This is a genomic window from Buttiauxella sp. BIGb0552 (genome assembly GCF_004366275.1).
In the GTDB taxonomy this organism is placed as follows: domain Bacteria; phylum Pseudomonadota; class Gammaproteobacteria; order Enterobacterales; family Enterobacteriaceae; genus Buttiauxella; species Buttiauxella gaviniae.
In genome coordinates this window covers 89,701-116,000 of the sequence record NZ_SODY01000009.1, presented here as the reverse complement: position 1 = coordinate 116,000, position 26,300 = coordinate 89,701, and the positions used below count along the sequence as shown (strand labels likewise).

Below are 26,300 nucleotides of genomic sequence, written 5' to 3'. Positions count from 1 at the left end.
CAGACGGCCATAACCCCGATATTGCCGGTGATATAATCGAACCAGTGCGTAGAACTCCCACAGCCTCACTTTCATATTCAGGTGTTCAGGGGACAAACAATGAAAACGGATAAAAAGTTACTTTTCATATTTATTTTACTTTTCACCGGCACCACTGCTGCGGAGCAAATTGAAGGGAAAGTCGTTAAAGTCCTGGATGGTGATACTGTCCAGGTCCTGGATTCAGCCAAAAATAATTATCGGGTACGCCTGTATGGGATAGACGCACCAGAGAAAAACCAGGCATGGGGGCAAAATGCCAAGAAAGCACTGTCTCGCGCAATAGCATCCAAAAATGTCGTTGTTGTGATTAACGGAGTTGATATCTACAAGAGAACGCTCGGAACGATCTGGCTTGATGGGTACAACATGAATGGATCTATGGTTAGTTCAGGCCATGCATGGGTTTATCGCAATCAGGGACAACCTACCGTACCGGCGTATTTGCCGTATGAAAAGCAAGCCCAACAAGCCAACTCTGGCTTATGGAGTGAATCCTCTCCGATTCCTCCGTGGGTCTGGCGCCAGCAAGAGAAGAATAAACAGGAATAGGGCGACCTATCATGACCGAATTATTTTCTGGCAAGGGTGACCTGATTGAGCTCAAATCGTTTGCGTTAGCAGAATTGGAGTCGGGGGATGATGGGCCGCATATTGACACCACCTTGCTTACCCACAGTGAGATAGCCTGCCAGCTCGTACACCACGTTATGAAATCCGGTGGACGCATCAGCTTACCTTGCGTTATTCAGGCAAACAGAACGGCAGCACCAGGCTTTATTTATATCAACGATAATTCGGCTATTTCGGAGCATGCCTCCTCATCTGGTCACTCTGCACTGTGGACCTGGCTGAGTGCAAAAGGTTTTAGTATGGGGTTAATGCTTTCCTCTCAAGGTGAATCAGCTGGCCCGGTATCGGGTTTCTCCGGTCGACACGATGCATTTCTAGCAAATATTAATCTAGACCAGCTGGCTTCAGCTGTGGGTTTACTGGTGGGGGATGAGTCTCACAAGGTCCCTTTGAATGAGCTTGTTCGACTGATAACTGAGCCCAATGATTACAGCCGCTGGTTAATGTGGCCGCAGCCGAGAACAGTGGCGCCCACATTCCATTTTCCAGAAGAAAAGTACACGAGCCACAGTGACGCTGATGAGTACTCCCAATGGCTATCTACAAATGGAAGATCCGCATGCTATGCCATCGTGAAAAATTTCACGTTCAGTTCCTTATCTGAACCCACTTTTGATATTGAAGTCAAAAAGGGAGGACTTAGCCACGATTTTCAGTTAGTAAAGTCGATGGGTAGTTTGCTTTTACTCGACTATGTAGGGGAGGTGGTTCATCCTGGAAGTAATGGCTATATGGTATTACTCAAAGCTTGTGTTAGCGCAGCCAAACGCTACTGGAGGGATAGCAATCTTCAAAATGGTTCAAATATTGGGTAACCACCGTCACATTAGAATTCATCATTATCAAGAAAGTTTTTAGGACTTTCATTCACAATGTGATACATCGGATGTGACAGATCATACTGTTCGGAACCCAAATCAAATCCATAAATGTCCTTAGGAAAATTAGACTTAAATAAGCTTTCTTTATCAGATTGCTCATCACTTTCGATATATGGCTTAATAGCATTACTATTAATAACAATTGCATCTAACTCAACCATTTCATCGTTGCGACACACCAGAATTTTAGTAGTGGCGGGTGATTGTGACTGGCATGAATTAATGATCATTTTAAGTACTAACATGCAGCCAATGAAAATCAGAATATAATGATAAAATTCCATAAATGACTCCTGTTATTGTACATCCATTATAACGGGTTATGGCTTATTGATGCAATTGGATGTAAAAATGTGAGCATCACACACGACAATTCCCCAACTCTATTAAGTATAAATCTGTTATCGGTGGTGGGCCTCTTAATGTACCAAGATTGGCCCGGTCATACTCGATGTGGTGTCAAATGGGTGAAACACACAACTCCAACTACTCATAACCGTCGTAAAACCTATGTTGCTTATCTGGTCAGCAATTAATGATGTGATAGTATCAGCAATATTGGTAGCTTGTACGGCTGCAAAGGGATAAATGGGTAATTTTTCTTCTCAACGAAGGGTGTTAGATGTGATCAAAAACATTCCAGTAAATCCAGTTCTGCCTGATTTGTTTGATGATACTCCGAACGAGCTTAGAACAACTTCTGAGCTGGATGAGTGGTGGGACCGTCCTTACGCATTATTACAACCGGATGGTACTTATACGGTTCGGGTTCTTAATGGTGGAGCATGGGATCGTTCTACATATTTGGGTACTGCTGACTCTTATGAAGTGGCCTGCGAGCTTGCTGCAACGGCTCAAGCCGAATGGGTGAAATTAAGGTCTCAGCCGACTTTCATGTATTCTAGCAGTGCCCCGTATATTCTAATCCGAATGCCCCAAAGACCTGACCAGGAACCCACTGAAGTTGCGAGATTCGATACTATAGAAGAGCTGAATGACCATCAAACGTCAACAGGCAAAAATAGTAATTAAATTACTAGTAGAACGAGTCCTAAGTAAAAATGAATCTTTATGAAGGAAATAGAGTGGAAATAGTAGATGTTATCTTTTTGATGTCGGTTGCCGCACTTGTAGTATTAATTTATGGCACTATTAAAACTATCATCAGAATAAAACACGACAAAAATGTCGCTCTTGCTAAAAACGAAAAATTTGATGCTACAAACCCGAAATACCTGATTAATGCAAAAGAAGTTGTTCTACTGCGACACAATATCCAGATGTTGGTGTTGGGTCTTTATTGCTCATTGCTTGCATTTCTAATATTCATGTACTGGGCTCTAAATTTTGGTTAAAATCGCTTGGTTTCTCCAGTGCAACAGTGTTGGGAAATCTAGCAAAAGTTACTTTCCTACAAAATATAGGGGTTGAGTTCCTTTCGGTACGTCATAACAACAATAAGATGGCAACTACATGTAACGCGTTACCATGAAGGTTGAGGGCCCGAAGCTCATCATAATGTTTGAAGCCAATAAGGAGTGCTCATGAATACACTAGATAAAAACAAAAAAGGGTTCAGTACATATGTGCCATTTGCGCTGGGAATAATTCTTATAATTTCTTCTTTAACCTACATTATGATTCGCCAGTTTGTTTCAATATTCTTTTTCATTCTAAGCGCACCTTCTCTGGGCTTTCCAATGCCTCCTTCAGTCGTATGGGTGTTCTGTCTTGAGTGCCTGGCTGTCACCGCAGCAATAATATTTAAGAAAACTACAAGAAAATTTTTTATTGTGGCAAGCATAATATTTATGGTCCCACTTATGTTTATGACTCCAGTAAGCCTTCCCAACTTATAACCTAGCGGTATTCTTAACTTTAAATTTTGAACATAGAGAGAATGTGGTGACTAGTAAGGTCCTTGTAGCTAAATTAGACGATAGATATACCTTTATCATCACAAGTGATGATAAAGGTTGCCGTCTGTCAGTTGAACCAGCATATCGCCATAACGGAACCCAGAGTTTTGATGGACGGTTTCCGCGATTTTATTCCTCACCTCGATATGCAAAATCAGCCCTGACCAAATTTCTGGGGGAAGCCGTAATCTGGCAAGAATCTGTCTCATCATAATGGACATTCCAATTGAGCTGGAAGGTTGCACTTTAATGTATACGTATTTCTTTCATGAATGTGTCTCTCTGCCGGTCTGATTATGACGTCCAGCCTGAGCTGTATCATTCACCGCTCTCTGGTGAACCTGAATTGCCCTGTAAAGCTCTGAATCTGACAAGATGGCTTTCATTGAGCGGATCGAGCGTGTTAAAAATGTTGTCCCCAAATGGCGCATGCTTAAAAGAAATGAGGTGAATAGCTGATACACGCTTCAGGGCTTCCTGTACTTCAAGTAGGCGACAGGCAAGCTGGCGTTTCTCCGCGTCTTCCTTTGCGTCATCGGCAATTTCCTGAATACGTTCTTTGCTGAGATAAAGCTCGTCATCATGCCCCCCCAGCTTATCTATCAGTTGCGTCAGTTCTGCTTCTCTATTGAGCACCGGCTCGGTGGCCGTGACTTCTTTCCGGGTGTCATTATTCATGGTGTTGATCCTTGTTATCAGCCTAGTCAGAAAATATAACACTGTCGGAATTTCAAAGGCACAGTTTCCGCAGAGACTCCGCCGATTTAATTCAATTTTAATGGATAGTATTCACGGGTATTTAAAGCTGAGGATATATAATTTAAATCACTTACCCCAAGCAATACAACAAGAAAACGACAAATCAAAGCTTCTATTTGTACAAGGATTCCGGAAGTAAGTGCGCCAGAATGATCACTTTTATATGCGGAAAACCCCAATGGTTGACCGAAAAAAATCCCCTCATGAAAGTTATCATTGCGAATTGAAGCAATATTGGCTTCACCTTCAGCCCAAAATGGAACTGGCATTTTAAACTCATTACACATCCACAAGACTCTCTCGAAATGTTTAGGCTTTTTGAGTTTCTTTGTTAAATCCCTTTCATCCCACTTAATAGAAAAACACCCATCTAGTGCCATATAGAGGTATTGGAATTTCTCATAAGCGAGGTTTTGCGGTCTTTGTGCCAAGAATAATGCATGTATGACGGCCGCTATTCGCATGCAAGCAAGAGGGTGAAGGTCCTTTTTACCTATATAATTTAAAGCTAGTTGAATCACATTCAGCTCGTCTGAACCTGAAAGACAAAAATCTATTAAGGTTCCAGGTTTGATTGGTGTTGCATCTAAAAAACCTGCTTGAGTTGTCGTTAGTCGCATACCTGAAAAGAATGACAAGCACCATATGACAAAATTATGGTCATCTCTATTAAAGGCTCCTGAGAGTTTCAATGTATGGGTCTTAGGCAGACTAAACACTCTTCCACTATAAGGCTTAGTCGCTACGATGCCACGCAGGTCATAGCTTTCTTGTGGCGGTGCATAGATCCAACTTTTATCAACGTAAGGGTTGTCTTTGACCGATTTTATGACTGACTTAAAGTCGGGAATGGTTTCAACAGTAAAAGTTTTGGTTCTGATATGTAGATATACAGGATAGAAGCCAAAATCAGTGGCATAGCTTTGAACACTTGCTGTGTTTACTTGTTCGCTCATCATTACCTTTTCATAATCCCGGAAGTGTATCTGATTCAGTCATACTAAAAGCATGCTTAGGCACAACCAAGCGTTAATGAAGGGTTGAATGACCTAAGTCGGTACAACCGATAAAAATAGCTATTCATGAGTACATCACTATAAATCGGTATGATATTATCAATGAAATAATGGACTTACTCAGCCCAAGAACGTGGGTTACAGGTAGTGTTGGGACAGTCCATATGCTTTGCTGCAACCAGACGGCAGTAATGGCGTGCGGATCACCTCGTAAAATGACGTGAGTGCTTGCTTCGACCTCATAGGTTTACACGGACCAGAAAAGGTTGCCAACTTCCATACAATGGAAGAAATGAATTGTTATCTAACAATTAAAGGAATTCTTTGTGGAAATCGTTAATTTAATTTTTTTAATGTCAGTTGTAGTACTTGTAGTGTTGATTATTAAAACTATCAGAGCAATTTTAACGATTAAGAAAACGAGCAATGTTAATGTCGCTACATATGAACAGAATAATTTTAAAAACCCCTTAAATTTGATGATGGCTAAAGATGGGATATATATGCGTCATTGCAAACAAATGCTTATGATGCACAGTGTTTTTTTGGCATTCATTCTTTTCATGGCATGGGTGTTAAACATTGGTTAGTCAAAGGCGTACAGCGAATTACCACTGTTAGTGAAAAGTGCTTGTTACGCGATGCCTTCAAACAAATTGACAGATAAGAGTTGAATTTGAGTGGTTTTACATTTGGCGGTTCGATGTAGGGATGTACATTCCTAATGAGTCAACAACGGATTAAAAGCAATAATGCTTTATTTATCAATAACATACCCCGGTGCGCGCAATGTTTGTTATGTTAACGTTCCTCCGTTTAATTGACAGGGATAGTCGATTTTACATAGAATAGGGCATCTCTATGGGCGGAAAAGATAAATCATGAGCGAGCCGTTGCAGTCAAAGCGATGCCGGAAATGCGAGCAGACCTATCCTCTCAGTGACTTTGGTCTTGACCGTAAAACCAAAGATGGCCATAAGTCGCGATGTCGAAAATGCATTGCTGAAGAAAACAAATCCTACCAGGATAAAAATAAGCCGGTGGTTCTGGCGGCTAAGAGACGGTACAGAGTGCGTCATGCAGCTGCACTGGCAGACTATCAACGCCAATACAGAGCACGTGCCCGGGGTTTTGATCTGGCTTCAAGAGTCAGGAAAGCAAATGAACGTATTGCGCTAAAAACTGGCGAACTGACTTCCAACCAGTTAATAGCCAATCCTGATACACTCAAAATAGAAAAGTTACTTTTGACGTTCAGGTCCGAACCAGACAGCACTAAAGGTAAACGTGCCTATCGTGAAGCAAAGTCACTGGCGATTAAGATCAAAATGAAATACGATATTTTTGCCGCACTAGCGGGAAATACACCTTATGAATACGCAATACGCTAACCTGGTAACGCGAGATCTGGCTTGATACAATGAGTCATAATCTCGAAATTTCTAAGGTCGGAGAATATGGGATATTTGTTGGACGTAGTTCTGATTCTTTTATTGCTTATTGCTGTTGCAGTGCTCGTATGGGGCTGGGACAATTATGTTCGTATTGTACCTCTAACATCAGATAAATTTGGGCTTTTCAAAAACGCCTCAAAATATGAAAACCCTGACTGGGTTAAGAAAATCAATGAACGAGGAGGAATGACTCGCACAGAATGGGCTAGTTTTATAGATCGCCATTACAATCCTCCTGGCCGCCCTCCTGAAAACTCCAACTGAGGCCGCGCCAGCGGTCTTTTTTACGTCTCTCCTTTAATTCCATAGAATGCATGGTTCATGACAGGATTAAATAAACAATCACTCTGACACGTAGACGTTAACGGAAAAGGTATTAACTTCTTTTTTGAAATTATCCGTCATAACGGAAAGGTAGGCATTATTCGATTCTTTGAATTGCTTTAAGATAATCTGCACATTGTTGGTACAAACAAACGATGTCGCCAGTTGACCTCCTTTTTCGGAGAAATCCTTTAAGAAGGTACAATCAACCTTTCCATCATTGGCTTTGAAAATAGCATCGTCACCCTTCCAGGTAAACGTTGCGTTAGTGCTTGCATCCATAGATTTGGCGATTAATCGTTTAACTCCTGCACTGCTCGTTTGTACCACTTTTGGGGTTCTATAAAGACCTTTTGATTTTAATTCGGCCAGGTATTTACAACCCTCGTCTAATCCTTTGTCACATGAGTCGGCATATAATTGAGTGCCCTTATAAAGGTCTCTTTTAACACCAAGCCCGTTGATATATAAATAGGCAAGACTAGCCATTCCTTCAGGAGAATCACTTTTTACAGATTTTTCCAGATAGTATCTGGCTTTAGCGTAATCTTGCTTAACACCTTCCCCGTCAGTAAACATTACACCGACATTCGTCATAGCACCTACGTTACCGTTTTCAGCGGCATCCATGTACCATTTGGCTGCAAGAACATCATTACGCTTTACTCCAATCCCGTCATCATACATACGGCCTAAGTGATATTTCGCGATGGCATTACCATTCAACGCTGATTTTTTGTAATAACCGAAAGCCTTTGTAGTGCTTTTCTTTACTCCTTCACCACGTTCAAAACGCCAGCCAATTATTAACTGAGATTCAGGGCTTCCAGCATCAGCTGCCAATAAAAAATATTTAAGGGCTAGAGCTGGATCTGCTGGTCCAATTAAGCCTTTCTCATATACATTCGCAAGGTTATTATAGGCCCCACCTTTATACTGAGGGCCGCTTTTTTTAAACAGCTCAACGGCCTTTATTAAATCCTTATCTGCTCCATAACCGTACATATACATGACACCAAGCGTATAGTTCGCATTTTGATTATTTTGTTCCGCTGCCTTTTCTAGCCACTCTTTAGCCTTTGCATAATTTTTTTCAACACCATTTCCGTTAAAGTAAGCTACGCCGAGATTACTCTGGGCTACTACGTCACCTTTGGATGCAGCTTGCTCAAGCGCGGACAGGTTTGTTGAGGCATAGGCATTACACCCTACTGATAAATGTAGTAAAATTAAAAGAGATTTTACTTTGGTTAGTTTCATATGATTTTCTTTTAGTTGTTACGCAGGGTTATTATTCACATTTTATTGTTTAACACTCTTACATAAATATTACTCGAGTTCGAAGTGAATGTCAGTGTCCAGATGGGGAGAATATTTGTTGTTCTTGAAGACTACGCATCAGCACTAGAAGAAGCCTGATTGCCGCCCGTTTGAACAGCAATGTGTATATGCAGGTGGATTTACTATTTTGGCGGTTTTGTTTGGTATTGACCCGATTGTTACTGCTAACGCTCATGGGCCAACCGTGATTATTACAATTCAGACAGTGTTCTCAGCATTCTAAAAATTCAAATCACAGAAGGTCTCGCTCATCTTTAAACATGCCGATAACATAGGCTCTAATACCGATTTCAAGCCAAAAGATAGCAAGCAAGATTGAGGAAGCTAAATTAGCAATCTAATTTTCAGATCAACGCTCCGCATAATAAGGCGCATTGAAGAAGTAAACCCCGGAGCAATAATCATCCGAGGTTAACCTAACTTATAGTTGATTAATCACCGAAACCAGCTTTTATTTCTCTCTCTGTCTAGATAATATATTTCATCCGTCATCTGAGTGACGTCATCAGCAATAATAATTTCTTCCGCAGAGCTTATCAGTACTGGCCTTAAGATCAGATATTCCCCTCCAGCCTGATTGTCTTTATAGATGTTAATGATAAAGTGCGCTCTGGTGCGTCCGCCAAAGGTGTTCTTCCAGTTAAAATACGCTTGAGTTTTTTTGATATAATGTATTAGGAGCGGATTAATCTCGTCAACCTCCCTCTCAACCAGCCCATTTCCATTATGCAGCTTATTAAGCAATGGCGTTAGCTTTTCCACGAGATTACTAATAGGTAATTTGAGGTTCACCTTGAAATCAGAAAACGCAACCTTCTGAAGTGCCATGACAGTCAATGTATCAGCACGAAAGTCTCGAAAGTAAACCATATAAGAATCATTAAGATTAACTTTCGGATATTCCTTTAGTTGCCACCCGCAGGATTCCATCGTCGCTTTTGTTGAATTTGACTCCATACTTTCCATGCTTGCACCTTGTCAATTATCTAATAAACCCAGAATTCTTACCGTTCACTGATACGGAATAAATGATGCGATGATTGAATTAGCTTAAAATTAAACAGTGCTTAACCATCTAAAACAATGCTAACACGCACGTAGGAATTCCTAATAGGTCCGACAACAACAAACTATAAATAATATAATTCTAGTATCACACCTGAGTTTTGTGGTCAGGAAATTAAAGAACGTGGCTAATGTTTTGTGGTTATTTCATACCTTTAGATGTGCATGATAGTGATTATTAGAATGGTGAGATTGGTAATTAGCAGCGAAATATGCCTGATTTCGAATTAATTCATCTAACCTAACTTTCCGTTTGCCTAACACTTGCCCTTCTCCGTAAACGATTTGATTGTACGGACTGCTAATCTTCCGTCGACTGGGAACCCACATTAAGCCAGAATATAAAGCGTTGCTGGCCTGACTCCATGTGATAACTCTTCCTTACAAGTGCCTTCACCTGGTAGACGATAGCAACATGTTCGAATGTGTAAATTATCGTTTTGATATTAGTTAGCATCTTCTTGTAATTAGCTGGGGTAAGAAAGCACCGATGGGAACTAAGAATAAAAAGCAAATAACATCAGGTGGTTATCTTGCGAACCACCCCCTCGCAGGGCAAAAGCGTAGAGAGCAACTCATTGGCAAAACTAAGAAAATTATGCTCGAGCTCAATGTCGAAACGGAGAGAACGCTCGGACTAACAGTACAAAACATCATTGTTGAATATCTACGTAAAGGAGAATCTGAGGCGGAAATCATTTATAAAATGCAACGCCATCGAAAGGTTGGAGAGTACCGCACACTTAAGGTAAAGGAAGAACAAAACGGCAAACGGAAGAATAAGGAACTCCAGAAGCACTCCGATAAGGAGCCGAAACTAACACCCGAAGAAACTGAACGGGCAAAGACGGCACCAAGAAAGAAAACCCGAGCACCGGTTAGCGATGACTATAGCCTGGATGGTTGGGAGCAGGCTAAGCGCCGTATGGACATTAAAATGCCCAAGTCACTCACTTTCGGAGCTGTCGGTAACAAGACAGTCAACCCACGTTTAGTGGACGAATTCGAGCCCAAACCACTGGCTGGCATTAATACACCCGCAGAAGAGATTAAGACGTACGATATTCCTGCACTCAATTCTCTTCCGATTGTGCCGGAACGTGAAGATCTGACCAGCGTGATTCAAAAACGCATTCGCCCTGCTCGCCGCCGTGAATTTAGTATCTTTGTTATTAAACATCGGTATTCAGATAAAACGGCCGATCAGCTGGCTGATGATTTTTTGAAAGACGAACTGGAAAATACTGAACCGAAGAATATCAAAGACCCGGTATTCGTTCTCAAACCTAACGGGGAGCAGGAAGAGTTTCGCAGCACCCATAAGGCATTCACCGATCTGGAAATTGGGGAAGACAGAGATGCCCGTAAATTTCGTTTAAACGTTAAAGCGAAAGGCGCAGACATCTGGACCCATGATTCAAAGGATTACCTTGTAAAACTAAAGTATCCACGTGTTGGTCAGCTGTCGAATGCACAAGATGCTCAGGACCAGCCCCTCAAATCAAAACGTAAGGGCTTTGCCACCGTTACCACTCGTCCAGACCAATCACAATTCTCCCAATGGGTCGAAGCGAACTGTAACGGTACTTGCGTGATTACCGGCGCCAGGATTCATGTTCGTGGCTCCGCTGCACATTTGCTAGAACATGCCTGCGACGGTATTGACCATTACTCCAATGGTCTCTGGCTTCGCTGGGACATACACAAACTCTTTGACGAAGACTATTGCGCAGTTGACCCGGAGACCCTAAAGGTCTGGTTTCTCGATGAGGTGATTGCCGAAGATGAGGATTTGCGGATATTTAATGGCCGAGACCTGGGATCGCTTAAACGGCCGATCAATCGAGATTTTCTCATTCACCGTTGGCAGCGATTTTGTACTCTGCGTGACCTGAATAAGGAATGACGCAGATTGGAACATCTAGCTTACAGTGTATTGGTTAATGCTGTGTTTCATCATGTTTAGTGGGAAGATTAATTTTACATGATGTGTTATTCAGAATAATTTTCAGTTTTTCAGATGACACGGATTTTATGTCCTCCACTGCATCAGGATGCAACCCAAAGTTCTTCAAACTCTCTTCGCATGCAATATTTTTATTTGTCATAAATAATTTTTCCTCTCTGATTAAAAACAAAGTTACTTACCAGCGACTTCTGTCAGGGCTGCTATATGTTTCACAGCTCATCATGAAAAAAGCTACCAGAATGCCTCTGGTGGTTATTGGCAAGAGGCATTCTGTACAGAGCTATTAATCGTGGGCCATACGCTCGACCGTTACCTGGTTCAGATCAATCGCATCGTCCCAACCCATAGCACCAAATTGAATGACACCCGCATCCAGCCCAAGAAAACGGCAAGTCACGCGCTTTGCATCGTTATAAATAATGGTGATCCACTCATTATGTTTTAATAACGCCACTTCTTCATCTGTCAGAGTTCGTTTCTGTATCATTATTGGCCTCGGGCTTTACTGATAGCTGATTGTAAAGTAGAGAGATCTGTCGCACCCGGTATAAAGGTAGTCGTCAATGCAGTAGGGTTTTTCATGTTCATGATAATGAACCCTGGAGTGCCATTAATACCCAGCTTTTCGCCCAACTGCATATTGATAGAGATAATCTCTTCAAAATATTTTTTGTCATCGTCAGTCATAGAGACTTCGAAGCCAGATTTATCAATTACCATTTTCAGGTCATTTTCAGTAAATGTTTTTTGACTACGTAAAAATGTACCGGTTACCGCCATCAGATTATTATGGAATTTGTGATAGGCTTCTGCCCCGTATTTCTTAAATATGTACAGCCCCGTAGCTGAAGACATACCGGAAACCGGTTTACTCCCGGCGAAGATTGGGAACTCCTTGAAGAAGAATTTCACTCCTTTACTTTGGTCGAAACTTTGTTCAACAACAGGTGTAACCTGCTGACAGTAATGGCAAAGGTAATCGAAAAACTCTATAACAGCGACATCAGCGTCAGCAGGCCCGATGCTTGGTGTTGCAGCTGTCTCAAACAAAGCAGGTGCAAATGGGATCAACGCCTGAATTGAAGCACTCACTTTATTAGTTTCGAGAGCCTCTCCCGCTTTCAGAAGATAATCGGGATGTTGCACCAGGAATTCAGCAGCCACCTTCCCTATTTCATCTTTCGTGTAGTTCTGAGGCTTAAAATAATTCGCAGATATGTAAACTGATGCCGCAGTTGCGATAATGGCTGAAGCAACAACCATTGCGATGGGTTTTAAGAGTGATGATTTTTGCATGCCTTTACCTTAGCGTTTTTTTACTTGTTAGGATTTTGTAGGTTTCCATTATACTGAGCCGGTCTCTATGGAATTCACGCTAATGGGCGATATTTGAGGGGTTTAATGAAACGCACGTTATTAATTAGCTCAGTCTTTTTTTTATCTGGATGCGGTTATCACTTTTCAACTCAGGTTGATGCGTATGATCTGCTTGAGCGCCCCGTTGCCAATAAAACAGTTGCGGTAATTCCTCCTGATGATTCGATTCAATCCCGATATCTGGCGAGCATGATTAGTGATGGTTTAATTAAAGGGGGCTTCAGAGTGAATGCGCCCGATAGCATGTTTACGTTATTGTTTAATTATTCAGACCGCCGCGAGAATGTCATTGTTGAGTCAGTCCCAGTCACAGGTGTAATTGGGTATGTAGTTGATAACAAGTCCACCAGCAAAACAACGAATGGTAAAACCCATACGAATTATTCCTATCAACCGGTTGAAGGGGTCATTGGAGTCAACGAGCAGCAAAAAAGTTACTTTTTCCGCAGTATGACAGTCCGGATTCAGACAAAAGGAACGCCGGGGAAAGACATTGTTAAAATTGACATGCAGAGTAATGCGCCGGTTCAATCTGATCAACAGGCATACAGTGCCATGGTCGCGGCTGTTTTGAGCAAAATCGACAGTCCGTTACGGTCGGGAAATTATGTGGCCGTGGTCCCCTGGAATTAATTACTTTTGTTAAATTCATGAAGGAGATACAAATCATTCATGACGATTGCAGTATTCTTGATGAGATAGAGCGTCTGGAATTGATTTTTCTCCGCTTCTGATAGTTGCGGGAATTGCACAACAAGTTGATAAGTGGCGCTATCGACCTCTCTTTGAGGTCTCAGGAACTGCAATCGCATAAGCAGAAAGATAAACACTGCCATCTGAATAACTAAAAACAACAGGTTTAGCATTATGCCTATATCAATGAAACAGACCGCTGTGACAGTCATCACGCACCAGATAATGAAAATGCTCAGAAGTAATTTACTTTCCTTAAGTTTAAGCTGATATAGATAATTAATAACCGGGATTTTCAGGTATTCACGGTCAGGTACACCACACGCTTTCAGCAGAATCTCATCAGTCCAGCTCATCGAATCTCCCCTGTTGGTGTGCCTGGCTCAATGAGATACCGACAAACGTTGAGCCGCAACACACCGCAGTTTTTCCCTTTATTCACACAAACCGCTCAGCACCGGTCACGGGTTGCAGCAGAATTGGGGACTGAACAATCTCCGGTTCGATAGCAATGTATTTCCTGACAGGAGCTGCTTCATCAGCACCCACTGAAGAACTACTGCCCGGGGCTTTGCGCTGACTGTCGTTATTCACTTTTAGCTTTTTAGTTTCCTGAGTCCCTAACTGGCTGAACAGCGATTGCATGGAGCCTTTCTCTGCGCTGTTTGAAGATATGAGGGTCAGTTTCGGCTTTCCGGTCAGAGATGCCGAACAGCCAGGGCCGGTACATCCGGATGCAAACACGGGATGAGAACCAACACTTAAAAGTAATGCCACAGTAAGGCAAATATTTTTCATGAAAACCTCTTTGTTGAACTGCAATTATTTAGCGGATGCTTCCATCTGTTTAACAATACTGTCCGGACTCAACCAGCCGGTAAAAACCTGGGGCTTTCCGGACAACGTCACCATAGTTGGGGTGCCCTGTAATGGGATCGTGGAGGCAATCTGGTAGTGAGACTTGATGATGTCGGTACATTTATCATCAGGCCGTCCTTCAGGCAGGTTTGAAGAGTTCATCGCATCCGTCAAAGCTTTGGCAGGATCAGCTGCACACCAGATTTTCGCCATATTATTTGCGACAACTGAATTAAGACCCGCTCGTGGGAATGCAAGGAATTTAATTGTGATACCGGCCTTCAGATAACTATCAATATCGTGGTGGAGTTTCTGACAAAAACCACACGTTATATCTGTGAATATTGCCAGTGAATATTTTTCCTGAGGTGATTTGTACTCAATAACTTTTGTCCGGTCGACAAAACTGCGGACGCCTTTTAAAACGGCTTGCTCTGTCGTATTTTCCACATCCTTACCATTCACTTTAAACAGGCTCCCCGTAAATATGTAATCACCTTCTTTATCAACATAGCTGACGCCTTGTTGCGATACGACTGTGAAGATCCCCGATACAGGTGAGGGTTCGGTATGCTCAATAGTGAGGCCAACATCCTTCAACTTTTGAAGGGCATTTTCTGACAGAACTGAAACTTCTGTCGACTTCGCAATCAAGGGCGCTAATCCACACAGTGCAAATATCAACCCGGCCAAAACTTTTTTGTTCATTCTCCCCCCTTTAATTTGAGCACTGATATTACCATGCCGCTAATCACCTCCCGTTTCGCTAAAGGCCCCAATATTTGGTTCTAAGCGAAAAGTTACAGAGTTTATGTGTGGGAGAATATATCGAGGAAATAATTAGCCCGGAGCCACGATTATGTTCATACCACCAGCTGATGATGTGAGACCAATGCCGATCCCTGTTCCAACGGAAATCAGAAACCAGTGTGTTAATGATGCGTCACGGTACTTCGGGATTGATTCAGAACTCGTATTTACGCTATTCGATAATGAAGGCGGTAAAGTCGGCTCGTTCGTCAGGAACACAAACGGTTCTTACGATATCGGCCCGATGCAAATTAACTCTTCAAATCTGCCCGAAATAAAAAGTAATTTCCCCACGGTTACCTGGAAAGTGCTGGCGTATGATGCTTGTGCAAGTTTCTGGGTGGGCACCTGGTGGTTGTGGAGAAAAATAGTCGACCGGCAAGGCAATGTTTTCGAAGGTATTGGCGATTACAACAGTAAGACCCCCAAAGTCAGAGCGCGGTACATTTTCAAATTTATGGAAAGGTACAACCGTCGAATCCAGCAAAGAAATGGAATGCATGAGCTTTACCAGTGGACGCAACACCCCGCACCTCAGTACAACGGGCATATCGCCAACAACATGCCGATACCATCTGAAGTGGATGCTAAATAAGATTCAGTAAGTATTTTTCTTTTCGGCAATCCAACCCGGAAATCACTCTGATCGTCTTGAGTGCTGGATCAGAAGATTCAGCACTCAAGACCACCTGCCCTGCCCCTTGTGTAATGTCGCCGTGAATCAGTAATCGCCCCCGGTGTTTGACCATTCGATATACAGTAATACGCATGGGTCTCGTCGTCAGTACGTTACCCGGCTGGTGCAGTCCGTAGAATTCGTCTCCCGAGCGACAGCTGGATGAGAAAAGTAACTTTTTTTTAAAAAAAAGGCTGTAGCACGTGCCACAGCCTTTAGTTTCTGTCTTAACTTTTACTTTGAAGAGCGGTTTTCGTTGACCCAGTTATTATACCGGTCCGAACGCTCACCGTAGCTCAGGCTTGAATCATTCAAATTTGACTGAGCAAAATTCCTGAATTCTTCTGCTTTTTCAGGCCCAAACTCCTTAGAATCACTCATTTGTTGATAAATTGCCTGGTTGATAGTGGAAAGCTGCAATTCATGCCGATCCAGTGCTCCACTTGCCAGAGCCGGATTTCCTTCATTGGTTTGTACTGCATCATTCACTATCATCATTGCCGACACTTTTCCACCAAGGTCATTTGGAATAGCTCCGGCCTGAAGGTTCTCGGTTATGGTGGATTGTGGCGTATTGATCATCCCCCAACCTTCAAATGCACGTAAACTACCTCCTAACCCCGCATCATTCATTGTGTTTGCAACGAATTGCTTACCCGTCATAAGCGCAGCCCCAGCAGTATTGACAACCCCTCCCGAGTTTTGCGTGTTCCTGATGAGGGTATCTGCGGCATTCCTGTCGATATCAGTTGCAACCGGGGCTGAACCAGGCAGAACCGTTTTGGCTTGAGAAGACACAGATGGGGTGCCGAGATTGGCATTAACCACATCGTCCAGGCTTGTGACTCCCTTGTTATACCCCGAAGCTTGACGTGACATATTTTGAATCTGATCCATGCTCCAGTTGACGCCTTCATCTTTAAGCGCGTTCCGATAAACTTCAGCGTTATGCCTGGACTCATTACGTTCTGAACCATCCTGATTATTTGCGAGATGTAAGTTGGCCGCAGCCCGAACCCCCAATTCAGTTCGTTTTTGCTCAGGAGTCATGTCAGAATTTTGAATACGTTTAACTTCCTCGTTTGCGTCCCCAAACAAATTGTTGCCAACTTTCAGAGCGTCCATTGTTTCTCTGACTGGCCCGGTGACTATTTGTGGAGGGGTAGCGCCAAATGCAGCATCGCCTACGGCCGTGAATACTGCTTGTTTACCACTCAGATTTTGGTTTTCAGCAGCAAGCTTGTCTACTTTCGCCGTAGTCATCGGTACGCCCTTTTCGTCGGCCTGGCTTAATGCTGCCCTTTCGGACGGTGACATTACCGCCTTCTGGTTTTCACTATGAACCCCAGTAACGGCGGCGGACCCAGATTCACGTGTCAGTCCTGCCGCACTCACCCCATTCACGGTTCCTTGAGGAGTCTGTGATGCTTCAGCTCGTTGTCCAGCCATCCCATTTTCAACATTTCCAGATATTGCCTGACCACCGGACTGGACTTGCCCCTGAGTAGGTACACTGGAAGTATTGACTGGTGATTGTTGTCCTTGCGTATTCGCAATAAAATTAGCAGGGGTTGCATCTCCGGCCATTGCACCCATCTGACGAATTGCCGGGCTTAACATCTGCTCGTTTGCCCCAAAATCCGTTACAAGATTTTGCAGTAAAGCCTGTGACTGACGGAAATCCTGTTGACTTTGTGCCGGGGTTTCCCCGTTAGTTGCATCAAACTTCATCAGGTCATTACCAAAATCACGCATGGTGGATACCAGTGCATCACGGCGGTTCTGATCATCCCCCATCGTGTTACTCTTACTAAAGGTATCGAAATGTGAATTAAATTTATCCATAAAGGCATTGGCATCCAGTCCACTCTTACTTGCGTAATTGCGCACTGCATCATCGGTAAATTTACTCTGCTTCAGTGAGTCTGAAACGTTATCGAGATTAACTGTCTGTTTGTAATCCATTCCGCTTGAACTGGACATTTTCCCTTCAGTGGAAACCGCAGCCGTCGCGCTGTTAACCAGACTTTGTCCCGCCTGCATTACCGAACCGAAGGCTTCTTTCATCGAGTTGCTCTCCAGATACCCAGAAGATTTGAGGCTGGACATCCCCTTAGTGATCCCCTCATCAAGCCCGCTGTTGTTAGAGAGTGTATTGGTAAATGCGTCCTTGAGAGATTGCCCCAGTTTTTGCTGATTTGTATCTGATGACTGGAGCATGCTAGTAATCGCCCCATTCCCGGCTAATAGTCCTCCAAGCAAAGATTTACCAGTACCAGCATTTAATCCCCCCTGGAGTGCTATTTGCGATGCCATCGCTTTAACTTGCTCCTGCCCCAGAGAAGTGTCTTTGCCAACAGCTTGAGCGACCTGAGATGACAGCTTTTCTACCATGCTCATGGTGTTTGCCATGGTCTGTGAACTTTGGCTGTTTGTGCTACCAGAGGCCATTTGCTCACGCAAATTACTCATTGACTGGTTGAACGACTGGGTATCAGATTTCAACTGCGAATGTGATTGAGTGGCACTCATTCCCTGCGCCTGTTGCGAAGCATCGCCGGTAGCCCAGGTGCCCACACGTGGTGCGGTATAACTACTGAATCCACCACTGGAGCCCATCCCTCTGCCTGTTGAAACATCGGCCACTTGCTGCACATCCCCGAATGACGATTTACCTGCATCTGGGGAAGACCAGACCTGCGGTGTCAGATGCCCGTTATTGACTGGTGCATCAGGAGTAACCCCTTTAGTGGCATTCATCATCGGATGAATACTTTGCGTCATCAGGAAAAGTGTCAGTACCGGTATGAGAGCGTATAGACCTGACGCAACGGAAAGATAGGAGCTGTAGGTTTCATACAATCCAGGTTGTCCCATCCAGGTGACAACACTGTTCTGACTGTTTAAAGTTGACCATGTATCAAGGTCAGCAGTCAGTACCTTTTTGATATACGCGTTTACCAGAACGGCGGTGATCGGCCACATGTTCACGAAAATAATAAGTTGCAGATATTTAGCGGCCGCACCGACCCCGTTGCCCCCGAGTGCTATCAACATCAGCAATGCGAAGGGAGCCACCATGTATGAGAACATCTCCAGGAAGGAAATCGCGGCACCGGACAACTGTAACCAGAGTTGCCCCTGGGAAACCATATTGTTGGTACGCTTAACCTGAGCCTCGAAAAGTTGCATGCCTGCCGCGCTGCCTAAACCACTTTTGTATAGTTGCTCACCGACACTGAGGCTGTTAAGAACAAAGTTCCCCATCATTACGTCATGTGAACCAATGGCCTTACTGTAAATGCCGTTTGCAGCTTTCATGGCTGCGGTAAAATCTAAGCCACTGTTAGCCCCGGTGACATCATCCGGGGTCATGATCCCATTTACCTGGGCAATAGTTTGCATCAGGCTCACGGTTTCCGGTCGGTCCTTGATGCTTAAAACGTCAGACCAAACGTCAGCGCAAGGCTTAGTTTTGGACCCGTTCGTACCGACAAGGCGGGCGCTCGCATTTTTGTTGCCGGTACTAATAGCCGAAGAAATAGCGGCGAGACTTTCTGCAAGATCGCTGCTGTAGATATCGTTAAAGATGTTTTCTTTACCGACAATAGTCGCCGTCGAGTTCTGGGATGACTTCAGACAGTCCATCGCAATGGATTGAATAGTCTTACACAGATTGAGTGTCCCAATAGAGGCATCCGGAGAAGGAAACTGGCTGCAATAGCCCTGTGAGTCGCCCCCCCACTGCATGAACTTAACAAACTTAACCATCGGGCCAAGGGTAATGTCATCATTAAGTGATGATGCATTCATATCGATGGGGGATAACGGGTCGAAGGCTATTTTGTAATCACGCAGCAATCCCTGCGACAGATTAGTCGTCAGCGTTGCTGATGCGGCGATGAAGATAGGCACCCCATCAACAGCACGGACCTCTCCTGTTTTCACAGATTCAATGGTCACATCAACCCGGGTTATAGCTATAGAAAATAACACCAGGCCAAGAAGCCAGCTGAAGATCGGCACTTCATTCTTGAGCGGATTGAGAACCCAAAGCCAGGATTTGTAAAACAGGTTCACCGCAGCCAGAACTGCGGCCGTTGTCATGAACTCTCGCACACCTGTATGCTGGGAAAAGATAAGAGCAATGCCGTTAAAGGCCGACCATACAAAATCGATATCGCCAAGAGTATAAATGTTATAGTCCATCGTTCACCTCACCCTCTGCGACCACTGTCGATCCACAACATAGATTTTAAGCGTTTGTCATCCCACGAATCGACAACCCTTTTAGAATCTACTGTCTGGGCTCGTGACACTTCATAAGCTGCTTTTATCTGCTCATCAAGCTTATCTGCATAGCGGCGAATATCATCCTGATGAGAACTCAAAGCATCGCTGGGGAGCTTCATAGTCGTCATCTTTGCCGATACCTGCCGAAGCATATTGATAACGAGCATTGTGGCTGAATAGGTACTGATGTCCTGGATGTAGCTGTAACCCTCAGCCATTGAGAACGTCTGGAATGACGAAACTATGTTCGAAAGTCCGATATACCCAAGCATTCTGTAATCTTCTTCTGAGAGTGTCTGGTTATTGTGAACTTTTGTCTGGATATCAAGCAGAAGCTTTTCAATCTCTTGCTTAAGCCCAATAAAGTTGCCGTCAGTCACCTCTTTCATCGTCAGACATTGGGCTTTTCTTGCGCTTGATGGATCAGGTGCCGGGGCACACTTCAGCATCTTGATAGTCCCGGGAGTCGCCGGTCCGAAAATGTAATCAGTAACCGTCATCGTGGAGGGCCTTACTTCAAACCCTGCCTTTTCACCTTTACTATCCCAGTTAATAATCAACGTACCGACCAGTGACATTAACTGCTCAGCGAGCCGATAGCCTGATAGTTCAGTGACCCCTCCGATATCCATGGTGCCTTTATCAATTTCCATGAATCCCATATAGAAAATGTTTCCACTAAACTTTTCAGCAAATTCTTCGGGATCTTTCGTTTTCGCCTGGGCAGTAATTTTTTCGGGAGCACTGGTCATAGAAGAACCGAAATCAGGAATCAGGCCGTTTATCGTATTGAGCACAGCCCCCGGACCGGTACTGATACTGTTTGCAAATGTCTGTGGTGTACCCTGGTTTTCAGCAAGAAATGAGTAGGTCGCGTTACAACTGTCTTTGGCGAATTTATTGAGTGCCTGAAGTTTATTCTGGATGTCGTTAATGGTGGCCGCACAGTCAGCACAAATGGCTGACACAGCTACGTTGAAAGCATAAATTGCGGCACCCTGGGCAATCCCCCTGGCAACTTGTACTAGCTGGTCTCCATTAATCATGCTGAAGGAGCCAAGAAAAACATCAACCCCATTACATCCCACTGCGGCTTTAGGGAAGGACATAGAAACCAGATTGGTGTTTACATTTGCCTGTCGGTAAGAAAATGAACCGCCAACAACACCTACACGGGTCGCTGATTCAAAGCTACGCGGATCAGTTTTTGCCATCATTCCGTTAAAAATATTACGCATGGAGTTGTCTGCGAAGACGTTGCTACTCACGGTAAGAGCAAAACCAACAAACGTGAAAAGTAACTTTTGTTTCCAGACTCTGCGTTTACTGACCATAATTGCCTCCCTGCACACCGAACCCGGCATTCATGTAATGAACAGGATCTGCTGTGGGCATGTCATACCCTTCCAGCTTTTTATCCATGATGCGCTGTAGAAGATAAGGATCAGCATCCAGTTCGGCTTTAGGTACAGAAATAACCCCATCATCACCAATCGTATACTGGCGTTTAATATCAAGTGTTGACTGGAAATCTGCATCATTAATAAGGTTCATACCCTTAGCGGCAAGGATAATGGTGTTCTTTAACTCCTCTGCCGAAATCATCCCTTCGCTAATTCTTTGTGCCGACTGCCCATCTTTTGAAACAAGATAAAGGGTTGGAACTTCACGTATTTTGAACTGGTCAATAATCTGAGCGTTGGGAACAGTGAAGTTTTGGAATAGTCCGTTATGGAGACCCATGCCATCCATTGAAACAGGAAGAATATCGGCGGAATAATAATTTTGCATGAAGGTCAGTATCTGGCTCTCTTCATGACAAAATTGACAGGTACTTTGAAAGAAGAAGAACAAACCAGATTTTGAAAAAATATCTTTCATCACTGTTTGCTGATTGTTATCGACTATAGCCCTGTGAGCATCAAGTGCAGCTTTTTCAACTGGCTGACGCCTCTTCTCAGACATCATTGGATTTTTAAGAAAATAGTCTTTTGACTTATCTGAGAAACGAGTACTGATATCCAGCATTAATCTCTGGGCGGTATAATATCGAGACAAATTCTCCGGCGTAGGATTATCCATCGCCTGCGTCAGTAATTTTGGCATGCTTGCTTTAAGCCATGCAGAATTAAGATCAACGTTTTCAGGTTGAACATCCTGAGCAGCTGGTGGGGCTGATTTTAATTCTTCCTGTTCTTCTATTGGCTTTTTAGAAGGATCGTCGTACCAGAAAAAACCCTTCTTAAAAGACTGCCCCGATACAAATGGTGTGCCTTCAATTTTTGTCTCATCAACAGCTGCAAGTGCATTTGTTGTAAGCAAGGCTAGTAATACGAAAGTCTTTGTTGGTATGCGTCTTGTTAAGTTCATACACCACACTCCTGTTAACAGTAGGCATATGATGGCATAGGGGAAGCAATGAAATTTTCGTATAGGGTGTGCTTTTTAGGTGCGTAGCTCACCCTATTCACACCACTTATTGAGGGGCAAAGTTATCTGTTAGCCACAGTCAAAATGTGAATTCGATATAATTTTGGAATCCAGAAATGTCTATACAACCTGCCGCACCATTCTACTTTGGTATTGTTTCAAACTTTACAGACAATAAGCAGTGAAAATCGGCACATTAAATACAATGATTGTCAAAGTAAGTAGCATTAAAGTTTTGCTAATCGACAAACTTATGTTTGGGAAAGGACCGGGAATTAGACGCGCAGAATTTAATGAGAATAATATGAGGATTAAAGACTTATACAGAGACGAACCAGTAAATTAATTTACCTTAGATATTACAAGGTTAAGATAATACATTAACATTAACCCACCCGGGTTGTGAAAATTCAATCTTCCATAAATTCAAAGTTCGTCCCTAACTCAAATTTCTTTACTCAATTCCCTCTTCGTCATTATCTACCACGGTAAGTTTTACTGCCGCAGTTGGCTCTTCATAATTGATGGTTTCTTTAGAATAGCGCGTTATCGCAGAATTCATCGTCAAAGAACGGCATCGCGGACAATGCGTATCATTGGTGACTGGAACAATATAGGGGCGCTTACAAGAGGCGCATGTATCGAGCTCTTCCATCTCTTTTAAGGAAATCATTACTTCAACGAGTTTATTGAGTTCAGGAACACAGTTTCCATACCCCAAATTGACCAGAACAAGGATGACTTTATTAAAATCTATGTTCCGAAGACTCACCTCAGGATTAAGAGGATTGAACCCAAAGTAGTTCACTGATATATCCAGCGCTGCGTTAGTGACAGCTCTGTTCTCAGACTTCCTGATCCATGAACGGTATCCTTTCTTAATTTTAACCAAAGAGTCATCTCTGTATTCGAGATCCTCTGCAATTATTCCACCATGTAAAATGCGGATGGTATTTTTGGTTGCACCCAGTGAACGAGTTTTGGCAGCATAAAACAATCTGGCTGCTTTATCAGAAGTATACTTTGCCATTGTTAATCCCTCATACTTTGTGAATCGCACAACAAAGTAAAAATATCCTGTCTGTTATTAGCAAATCGCGTGTCATACCGAAGTAGTTCCATCAGATCTGCATTCAGATATCCAAGTTTAACATCAGCCAACACTTCATATGCCCATGCTGAAGCTTTAACGGGTGTTGCCAGGGACTCCTCTGACGGTTCCGATTTGAAATGAATTACACGAGGGAATAATACACAATCCTGAAGTAAACTAAGTGACGAAACGCCAATATCCTGAAAGTCGCTGACAGTTTCAGACTTTAATCCGAAGTAAATACTGATGAACTCAGGAAACAGCCTTGCCGCAAAGTTAACATTCATCAAATAATCATTTTGTGCATTCATTATGAATGTACGGTACTTCTTCACCTGATTTGGGTCGAATGAACCCATTTCGCCATTAAGAAAAGTAACTTTCTCGCCTTTATAATATATCGATTCATCAGTTGAATCGGGATCATAATCAGGCAAGAAATTCGAATCTTCATTCACAAGAGCCCCAATAAACTGAGCCCATGTAATCTCTCGCCCCTTAATGCAGGGTACTAATAAACTGCCAGGCCGGTTGCTGACACTAAAGGCAGCATCAATTGCCTGTGTGAAATTATCGTGTTGCAAACGATTAAGTAAAAGATTACTTCCCGCCTGGTAAATTGAGGAGCCGTGAAGCGGGAGCGCTTTTATAAACTCTCTGTAGCATCGAATAACATTAATTTCAGAGCGGAAAATTTGAATCAATGCATTCTTCACATACTGATCTGATTCATTGAACACTTAACATCCCTCATATTACTTTTTTGAATCGGGCACAAGGAACTCAGATCCGAAGGAGTTCTAAAGCCGAAAAGTAACTTTTTTTGTATTAGTTTGAGTGTAGAAAGCCTAAACGCTGTGTAATTTCCTGAGAACTAATCATGTAACACTTTCATCGAAAAAGTGGGATGCACTTTTACAATACACTGTAAATCATGTAGCACTTTTTTTCTAGAAGCAAACAAAATTTACATTTGCTTAATGATTGAAATTTGCCTGCATGTCACATTTTTCCTTAAAAGTGCCACAAGCTAATACGGCACCCTGTGGCACTTTTCAATTAAAAGTGCCACAAGCAGTGTTAACTGATCAAATTTGAAGCAATTTACCATGTGGCACTTAACCTATAAAAGTGCCACATGGTATGAGTGTGCTTGTGGCACTTTTATAACAAAAGTGCCACATGGAATTGGCTGGCTTGTGGCACTTTCGCGAGAAAAGTGTGACAGGTATATATCTCATTAATCTGTTTTCGGCACCTTTGGAAAAAAAGTTACTTTTTTTTTCATGGCGACTATCTAAAGTTCAACACGCCGCCTTCCCTGTAACGCACCAGAGTGCCAAACGACGCCCTCGCCGCCTATGAGACGTGCAGAACATTTGTAACGGCCCAGGGTATTCGCAAATTTCCCCCCTCTATCCAAATCTGACCTGAGAGTTGGTCGTGTACAGTTACGTTCATTGGAGGGAGGGAGAGATATGAATCTGAAAACATCAACAGACGTGTTGACTGAATTACAGCAATCACAGACAGATGCGATCAAAGTCTATGTTGATCAGGCCAATGAGATCTGCACCAAATATTGGTCAGACTGGAAGGTCCGTAACGAAAGGGAAATACGTTCATCTCATGGAGAAACCCAGAAATGGAAAGTACTTGGGAGTTATGCACCAAAGATAGCGATTATAGGGAATGGTAATAAACACACTGTCGAATGGAATAATTACAGACCCACAGCGAAGAATCGCCCAACTCTTCATATGTCAACAAGGGTAAAGCCACTGAAGAACGGTGACTATGGAGTTTCTTGTTTTCCAAAGCATGCGGAATGGGAATGGGAAATGATTTCTGAAGCTGAAGAAAAACTTAAACCTCTCAGAGAAACGATGGAATTACTGCATAAGCAATCCATTGAAGTAGGCCGCTTAATCCGTAAAACTCAAAAAGCATAAATCTAAAAGGAATGTATATGACTGACCAATCACAGTTGGAACGTACCAAAAATCCTGTTCAAGTAAAAAAACCGGCTACAACAAAAAGAGTTCCACGCGATGTAAGTAATGCGCCGGGAATGGTCACTCTATTATTAACTCCAACCACCCCTGAATTTAACTATTACCTGCGCAAGAAAGAAAACCAGGTCATTAAAGATCTCGAAAATGTCAGTCGTGCAATTACTACCCTATCCCACACCGTAAGACCAAACCGGACGCCTGAGCTCAGCAAGATGATCGATGATTGGTTTGAATCGCTGCATCAGGAAAACAATGTTCTTAGAATTGAACTGCTCAAGTATATTGAAGAGTTGGTTGAAGATCCTAATGACCCGTTTTTCAAATCCGTGCGGTTCACCCCGTTTTCATTTGATTCATTCACATTGAATTGCAATCACCTCAACACGATGAAGTTTATTCGTTATATCTTTGATATGAACACCGCTGTTGGCGAACTCTACAGAAAAAACCTTTACGGTTTGGTGAGTCACTCTCAATACCAGATGATGACTAATAATATTTTAACAAGCATCACTATCACCATAGATCGTATTAATAAGACGCTTCGAGTTAAAAATCGAGTTGAAGGTAAGTACTCACCGGACGAGTTTATTGAGAAGCTACAAAAGTATAAAAGCGTCCAGCAGTACATCGAAAACGAAATTAATCAGTAAGG

28 protein-coding genes are annotated in these 26,300 nt (G+C 43.0%); 13 read left to right on the top strand and 15 right to left on the bottom strand.

Going from position 1 to position 26,300, the window contains the following annotated elements:
• The first annotated feature begins 99 nt into the window (after positions 1-99).
• Positions 100-591 (top strand): thermonuclease family protein, encoded by a 492-nt coding sequence (locus tag EDF88_RS22505; RefSeq protein ID WP_134187450.1) that lies wholly within the window; start codon positions 100-102, stop codon positions 589-591.
• Between the two features lie 11 nt (positions 592-602).
• Positions 603-1,487 (top strand): hypothetical protein, encoded by an 885-nt coding sequence (locus tag EDF88_RS22500; RefSeq protein ID WP_134187448.1) that lies wholly within the window; start codon positions 603-605, stop codon positions 1,485-1,487.
• Between the two features lie 11 nt (positions 1,488-1,498).
• On the opposite strand, the gene EDF88_RS22495 is transcribed toward EDF88_RS22500, so the two are convergent.
• On the bottom strand, positions 1,499-1,837 hold the full coding sequence (locus tag EDF88_RS22495; protein ID WP_134187446.1) for a hypothetical protein: 339 nt from the start codon (positions 1,835-1,837) through the stop codon (positions 1,499-1,501).
• Positions 1,838-2,141: 304 nt separating this feature from the next.
• Here EDF88_RS22495 and EDF88_RS22490 point away from each other — a divergent pair, with 304 nt between their 5' ends.
• The 3 genes from EDF88_RS22490 (at position 2,142) to EDF88_RS22480 (ending at position 3,412) form a co-directional block, all read left to right on the top strand.
• Complete coding sequence (locus tag EDF88_RS22490; RefSeq protein WP_243839659.1) at positions 2,142-2,585, top strand: DNA-binding protein; 444 nt, start codon at positions 2,142-2,144, stop codon at positions 2,583-2,585.
• Positions 2,586-2,638: 53 nt separating this feature from the next.
• Positions 2,639-2,908, top strand: a complete 270-nt coding sequence (locus EDF88_RS22485) for a hypothetical protein (protein ID WP_134187444.1) — start codon at positions 2,639-2,641, stop codon at positions 2,906-2,908.
• A 189-nt stretch (positions 2,909-3,097) separates the two neighbouring features.
• Complete coding sequence (locus EDF88_RS22480; RefSeq protein WP_134187442.1) at positions 3,098-3,412, top strand: hypothetical protein; 315 nt, start codon at positions 3,098-3,100, stop codon at positions 3,410-3,412.
• Between the two features lie 378 nt (positions 3,413-3,790).
• Here the strand turns inward: EDF88_RS22480 and EDF88_RS22470 are convergent, their stop codons facing one another.
• Both EDF88_RS22470 and EDF88_RS22465 read right to left on the bottom strand, forming a co-directional pair.
• Complete coding sequence (locus EDF88_RS22470; RefSeq protein WP_134187438.1) at positions 3,791-4,150, bottom strand: hypothetical protein; 360 nt, start codon at positions 4,148-4,150, stop codon at positions 3,791-3,793.
• Positions 4,151-4,236: 86 nt separating this feature from the next.
• Positions 4,237-5,190 carry a hypothetical protein gene (locus EDF88_RS22465; RefSeq protein ID WP_243839658.1) on the bottom strand — a complete coding sequence of 318 codons (954 nt, stop codon included), beginning with the start codon at positions 5,188-5,190 and terminating at the stop codon, positions 4,237-4,239.
• A gap of 383 nt (positions 5,191-5,573) precedes the next feature.
• Here EDF88_RS22465 and EDF88_RS22460 point away from each other — a divergent pair, with 383 nt between their 5' ends.
• The 3 genes from EDF88_RS22460 to EDF88_RS22450 all read left to right on the top strand — a co-directional run bounded on the left by EDF88_RS22460 (position 5,574) and on the right by EDF88_RS22450 (position 6,965).
• Complete coding sequence (locus tag EDF88_RS22460) at positions 5,574-5,837, top strand: hypothetical protein (RefSeq protein ID WP_134187436.1); 264 nt, start codon at positions 5,574-5,576, stop codon at positions 5,835-5,837.
• Positions 5,838-6,128: 291 nt separating this feature from the next.
• A complete protein-coding gene (locus EDF88_RS22455; protein WP_134187434.1) occupies positions 6,129-6,638 on the top strand; it encodes a hypothetical protein in 510 nt (169 codons plus the stop codon).
• Positions 6,639-6,704: 66 nt separating this feature from the next.
• Positions 6,705-6,965 carry a hypothetical protein gene (locus tag EDF88_RS22450; protein WP_134187432.1) on the top strand — a complete coding sequence of 87 codons (261 nt, stop codon included), beginning with the start codon at positions 6,705-6,707 and terminating at the stop codon, positions 6,963-6,965.
• Between the two features lie 78 nt (positions 6,966-7,043).
• On the opposite strand, the gene EDF88_RS22445 is transcribed toward EDF88_RS22450, so the two are convergent.
• Both EDF88_RS22445 and EDF88_RS22440 read right to left on the bottom strand, forming a co-directional pair.
• Entirely contained in the window at positions 7,044-8,285 is a 1,242-nt protein-coding gene (locus tag EDF88_RS22445) for a tetratricopeptide repeat protein (RefSeq protein WP_134187430.1), read from the bottom strand.
• Positions 8,286-8,801: 516 nt separating this feature from the next.
• Positions 8,802-9,332, bottom strand: a complete 531-nt coding sequence (locus tag EDF88_RS22440; protein WP_134187428.1) for a hypothetical protein — start codon at positions 9,330-9,332, stop codon at positions 8,802-8,804.
• A gap of 589 nt (positions 9,333-9,921) precedes the next feature.
• Between EDF88_RS22440 and EDF88_RS22435 the strand changes: the two genes are divergently transcribed.
• The gene (locus EDF88_RS22435; RefSeq protein ID WP_134187426.1) at positions 9,922-11,337 is read left to right on the top strand and encodes an HNH endonuclease signature motif containing protein; all 1,416 of its coding nucleotides are present in this window, start codon (positions 9,922-9,924) and stop codon (positions 11,335-11,337) included.
• Positions 11,338-11,683: 346 nt separating this feature from the next.
• On the opposite strand, the gene EDF88_RS22430 is transcribed toward EDF88_RS22435, so the two are convergent.
• Positions 11,684-11,887 carry a hypothetical protein gene (locus EDF88_RS22430; protein ID WP_115632133.1) on the bottom strand — a complete coding sequence of 68 codons (204 nt, stop codon included), beginning with the start codon at positions 11,885-11,887 and terminating at the stop codon, positions 11,684-11,686.
• Positions 11,887-12,696, bottom strand: a complete 810-nt coding sequence (locus EDF88_RS22425; protein ID WP_134187424.1) for a DsbA family protein — start codon at positions 12,694-12,696, stop codon at positions 11,887-11,889. Before EDF88_RS22425 ends, EDF88_RS22430 begins: the two co-directional genes overlap by 1 nt.
• Before the next feature lie 105 nt (positions 12,697-12,801).
• Between EDF88_RS22425 and EDF88_RS25015 the strand changes: the two genes are divergently transcribed.
• Positions 12,802-13,410: a hypothetical protein gene (locus EDF88_RS25015; protein ID WP_243839657.1), complete on the top strand. Its 609-nt coding sequence runs from the start codon at positions 12,802-12,804 to the stop codon at positions 13,408-13,410.
• Here EDF88_RS25015 and EDF88_RS22415 read toward each other — a convergent pair.
• The 3 genes from EDF88_RS22415 to EDF88_RS22405 form a co-directional block, all read right to left on the bottom strand.
• On the bottom strand, positions 13,407-13,826 hold the full coding sequence (locus EDF88_RS22415) for a hypothetical protein (protein ID WP_115632131.1): 420 nt from the start codon (positions 13,824-13,826) through the stop codon (positions 13,407-13,409). The genes EDF88_RS25015 and EDF88_RS22415 overlap by 4 nt on opposite strands.
• Positions 13,827-13,908: 82 nt before the next feature.
• A complete protein-coding gene (locus EDF88_RS22410; RefSeq protein ID WP_134187422.1) occupies positions 13,909-14,268 on the bottom strand; it encodes a hypothetical protein in 360 nt (119 codons plus the stop codon).
• A gap of 24 nt (positions 14,269-14,292) precedes the next feature.
• On the bottom strand, positions 14,293-15,036 hold the full coding sequence (locus tag EDF88_RS22405) for a thioredoxin fold domain-containing protein (RefSeq protein ID WP_134187420.1): 744 nt from the start codon (positions 15,034-15,036) through the stop codon (positions 14,293-14,295).
• 151 nt (positions 15,037-15,187) lie between these two features.
• On the opposite strand from EDF88_RS22405, the gene EDF88_RS22400 reads away from it, so the two are divergent.
• Positions 15,188-15,733, top strand: coding sequence for a lytic transglycosylase domain-containing protein (locus EDF88_RS22400; protein ID WP_134187418.1), 546 nt, complete (start codon positions 15,188-15,190; stop codon positions 15,731-15,733).
• Between the two features lie 315 nt (positions 15,734-16,048).
• Here the strand turns inward: EDF88_RS22400 and EDF88_RS22395 are convergent, their stop codons facing one another.
• The 5 genes from EDF88_RS22395 to EDF88_RS22375 all read right to left on the bottom strand — a co-directional run bounded on the left by EDF88_RS22395 (position 16,049) and on the right by EDF88_RS22375 (position 24,370).
• Positions 16,049-20,023 (bottom strand): conjugal transfer protein TraG N-terminal domain-containing protein, encoded by a 3,975-nt coding sequence (locus EDF88_RS22395; RefSeq protein WP_134187416.1) that lies wholly within the window; start codon positions 20,021-20,023, stop codon positions 16,049-16,051.
• 8 nt (positions 20,024-20,031) lie between these two features.
• On the bottom strand, positions 20,032-21,441 hold the full coding sequence (locus EDF88_RS22390) for a conjugal transfer protein TraH (RefSeq protein WP_134187414.1): 1,410 nt from the start codon (positions 21,439-21,441) through the stop codon (positions 20,032-20,034).
• A complete protein-coding gene (gene traF, locus EDF88_RS22385; RefSeq protein WP_134187412.1) occupies positions 21,431-22,477 on the bottom strand; it encodes a conjugal transfer protein TraF in 1,047 nt (348 codons plus the stop codon). The genes EDF88_RS22390 and traF overlap by 11 nt, the downstream gene beginning before the upstream one ends.
• A 514-nt stretch (positions 22,478-22,991) precedes the next feature.
• The gene (locus tag EDF88_RS22380; protein WP_243839656.1) at positions 22,992-23,567 is read right to left on the bottom strand and encodes a hypothetical protein; all 576 of its coding nucleotides are present in this window, start codon (positions 23,565-23,567) and stop codon (positions 22,992-22,994) included.
• Between the two features lie 2 nt (positions 23,568-23,569).
• Positions 23,570-24,370, bottom strand: a complete 801-nt coding sequence (locus tag EDF88_RS22375) for a trhR (RefSeq protein WP_134187410.1) — start codon at positions 24,368-24,370, stop codon at positions 23,570-23,572.
• A gap of 738 nt (positions 24,371-25,108) precedes the next feature.
• Here EDF88_RS22375 and mobI point away from each other — a divergent pair.
• Complete coding sequence (gene mobI / locus EDF88_RS22370; RefSeq protein ID WP_134187408.1) at positions 25,109-25,582, top strand: conjugative transfer protein MobI(A/C); 474 nt, start codon at positions 25,109-25,111, stop codon at positions 25,580-25,582.
• Between the two features lie 17 nt (positions 25,583-25,599).
• The gene (locus EDF88_RS22365; RefSeq protein WP_115632122.1) at positions 25,600-26,298 is read left to right on the top strand and encodes a hypothetical protein; all 699 of its coding nucleotides are present in this window, start codon (positions 25,600-25,602) and stop codon (positions 26,296-26,298) included.
• Positions 26,299-26,300: the final 2 nt, after the last annotated feature.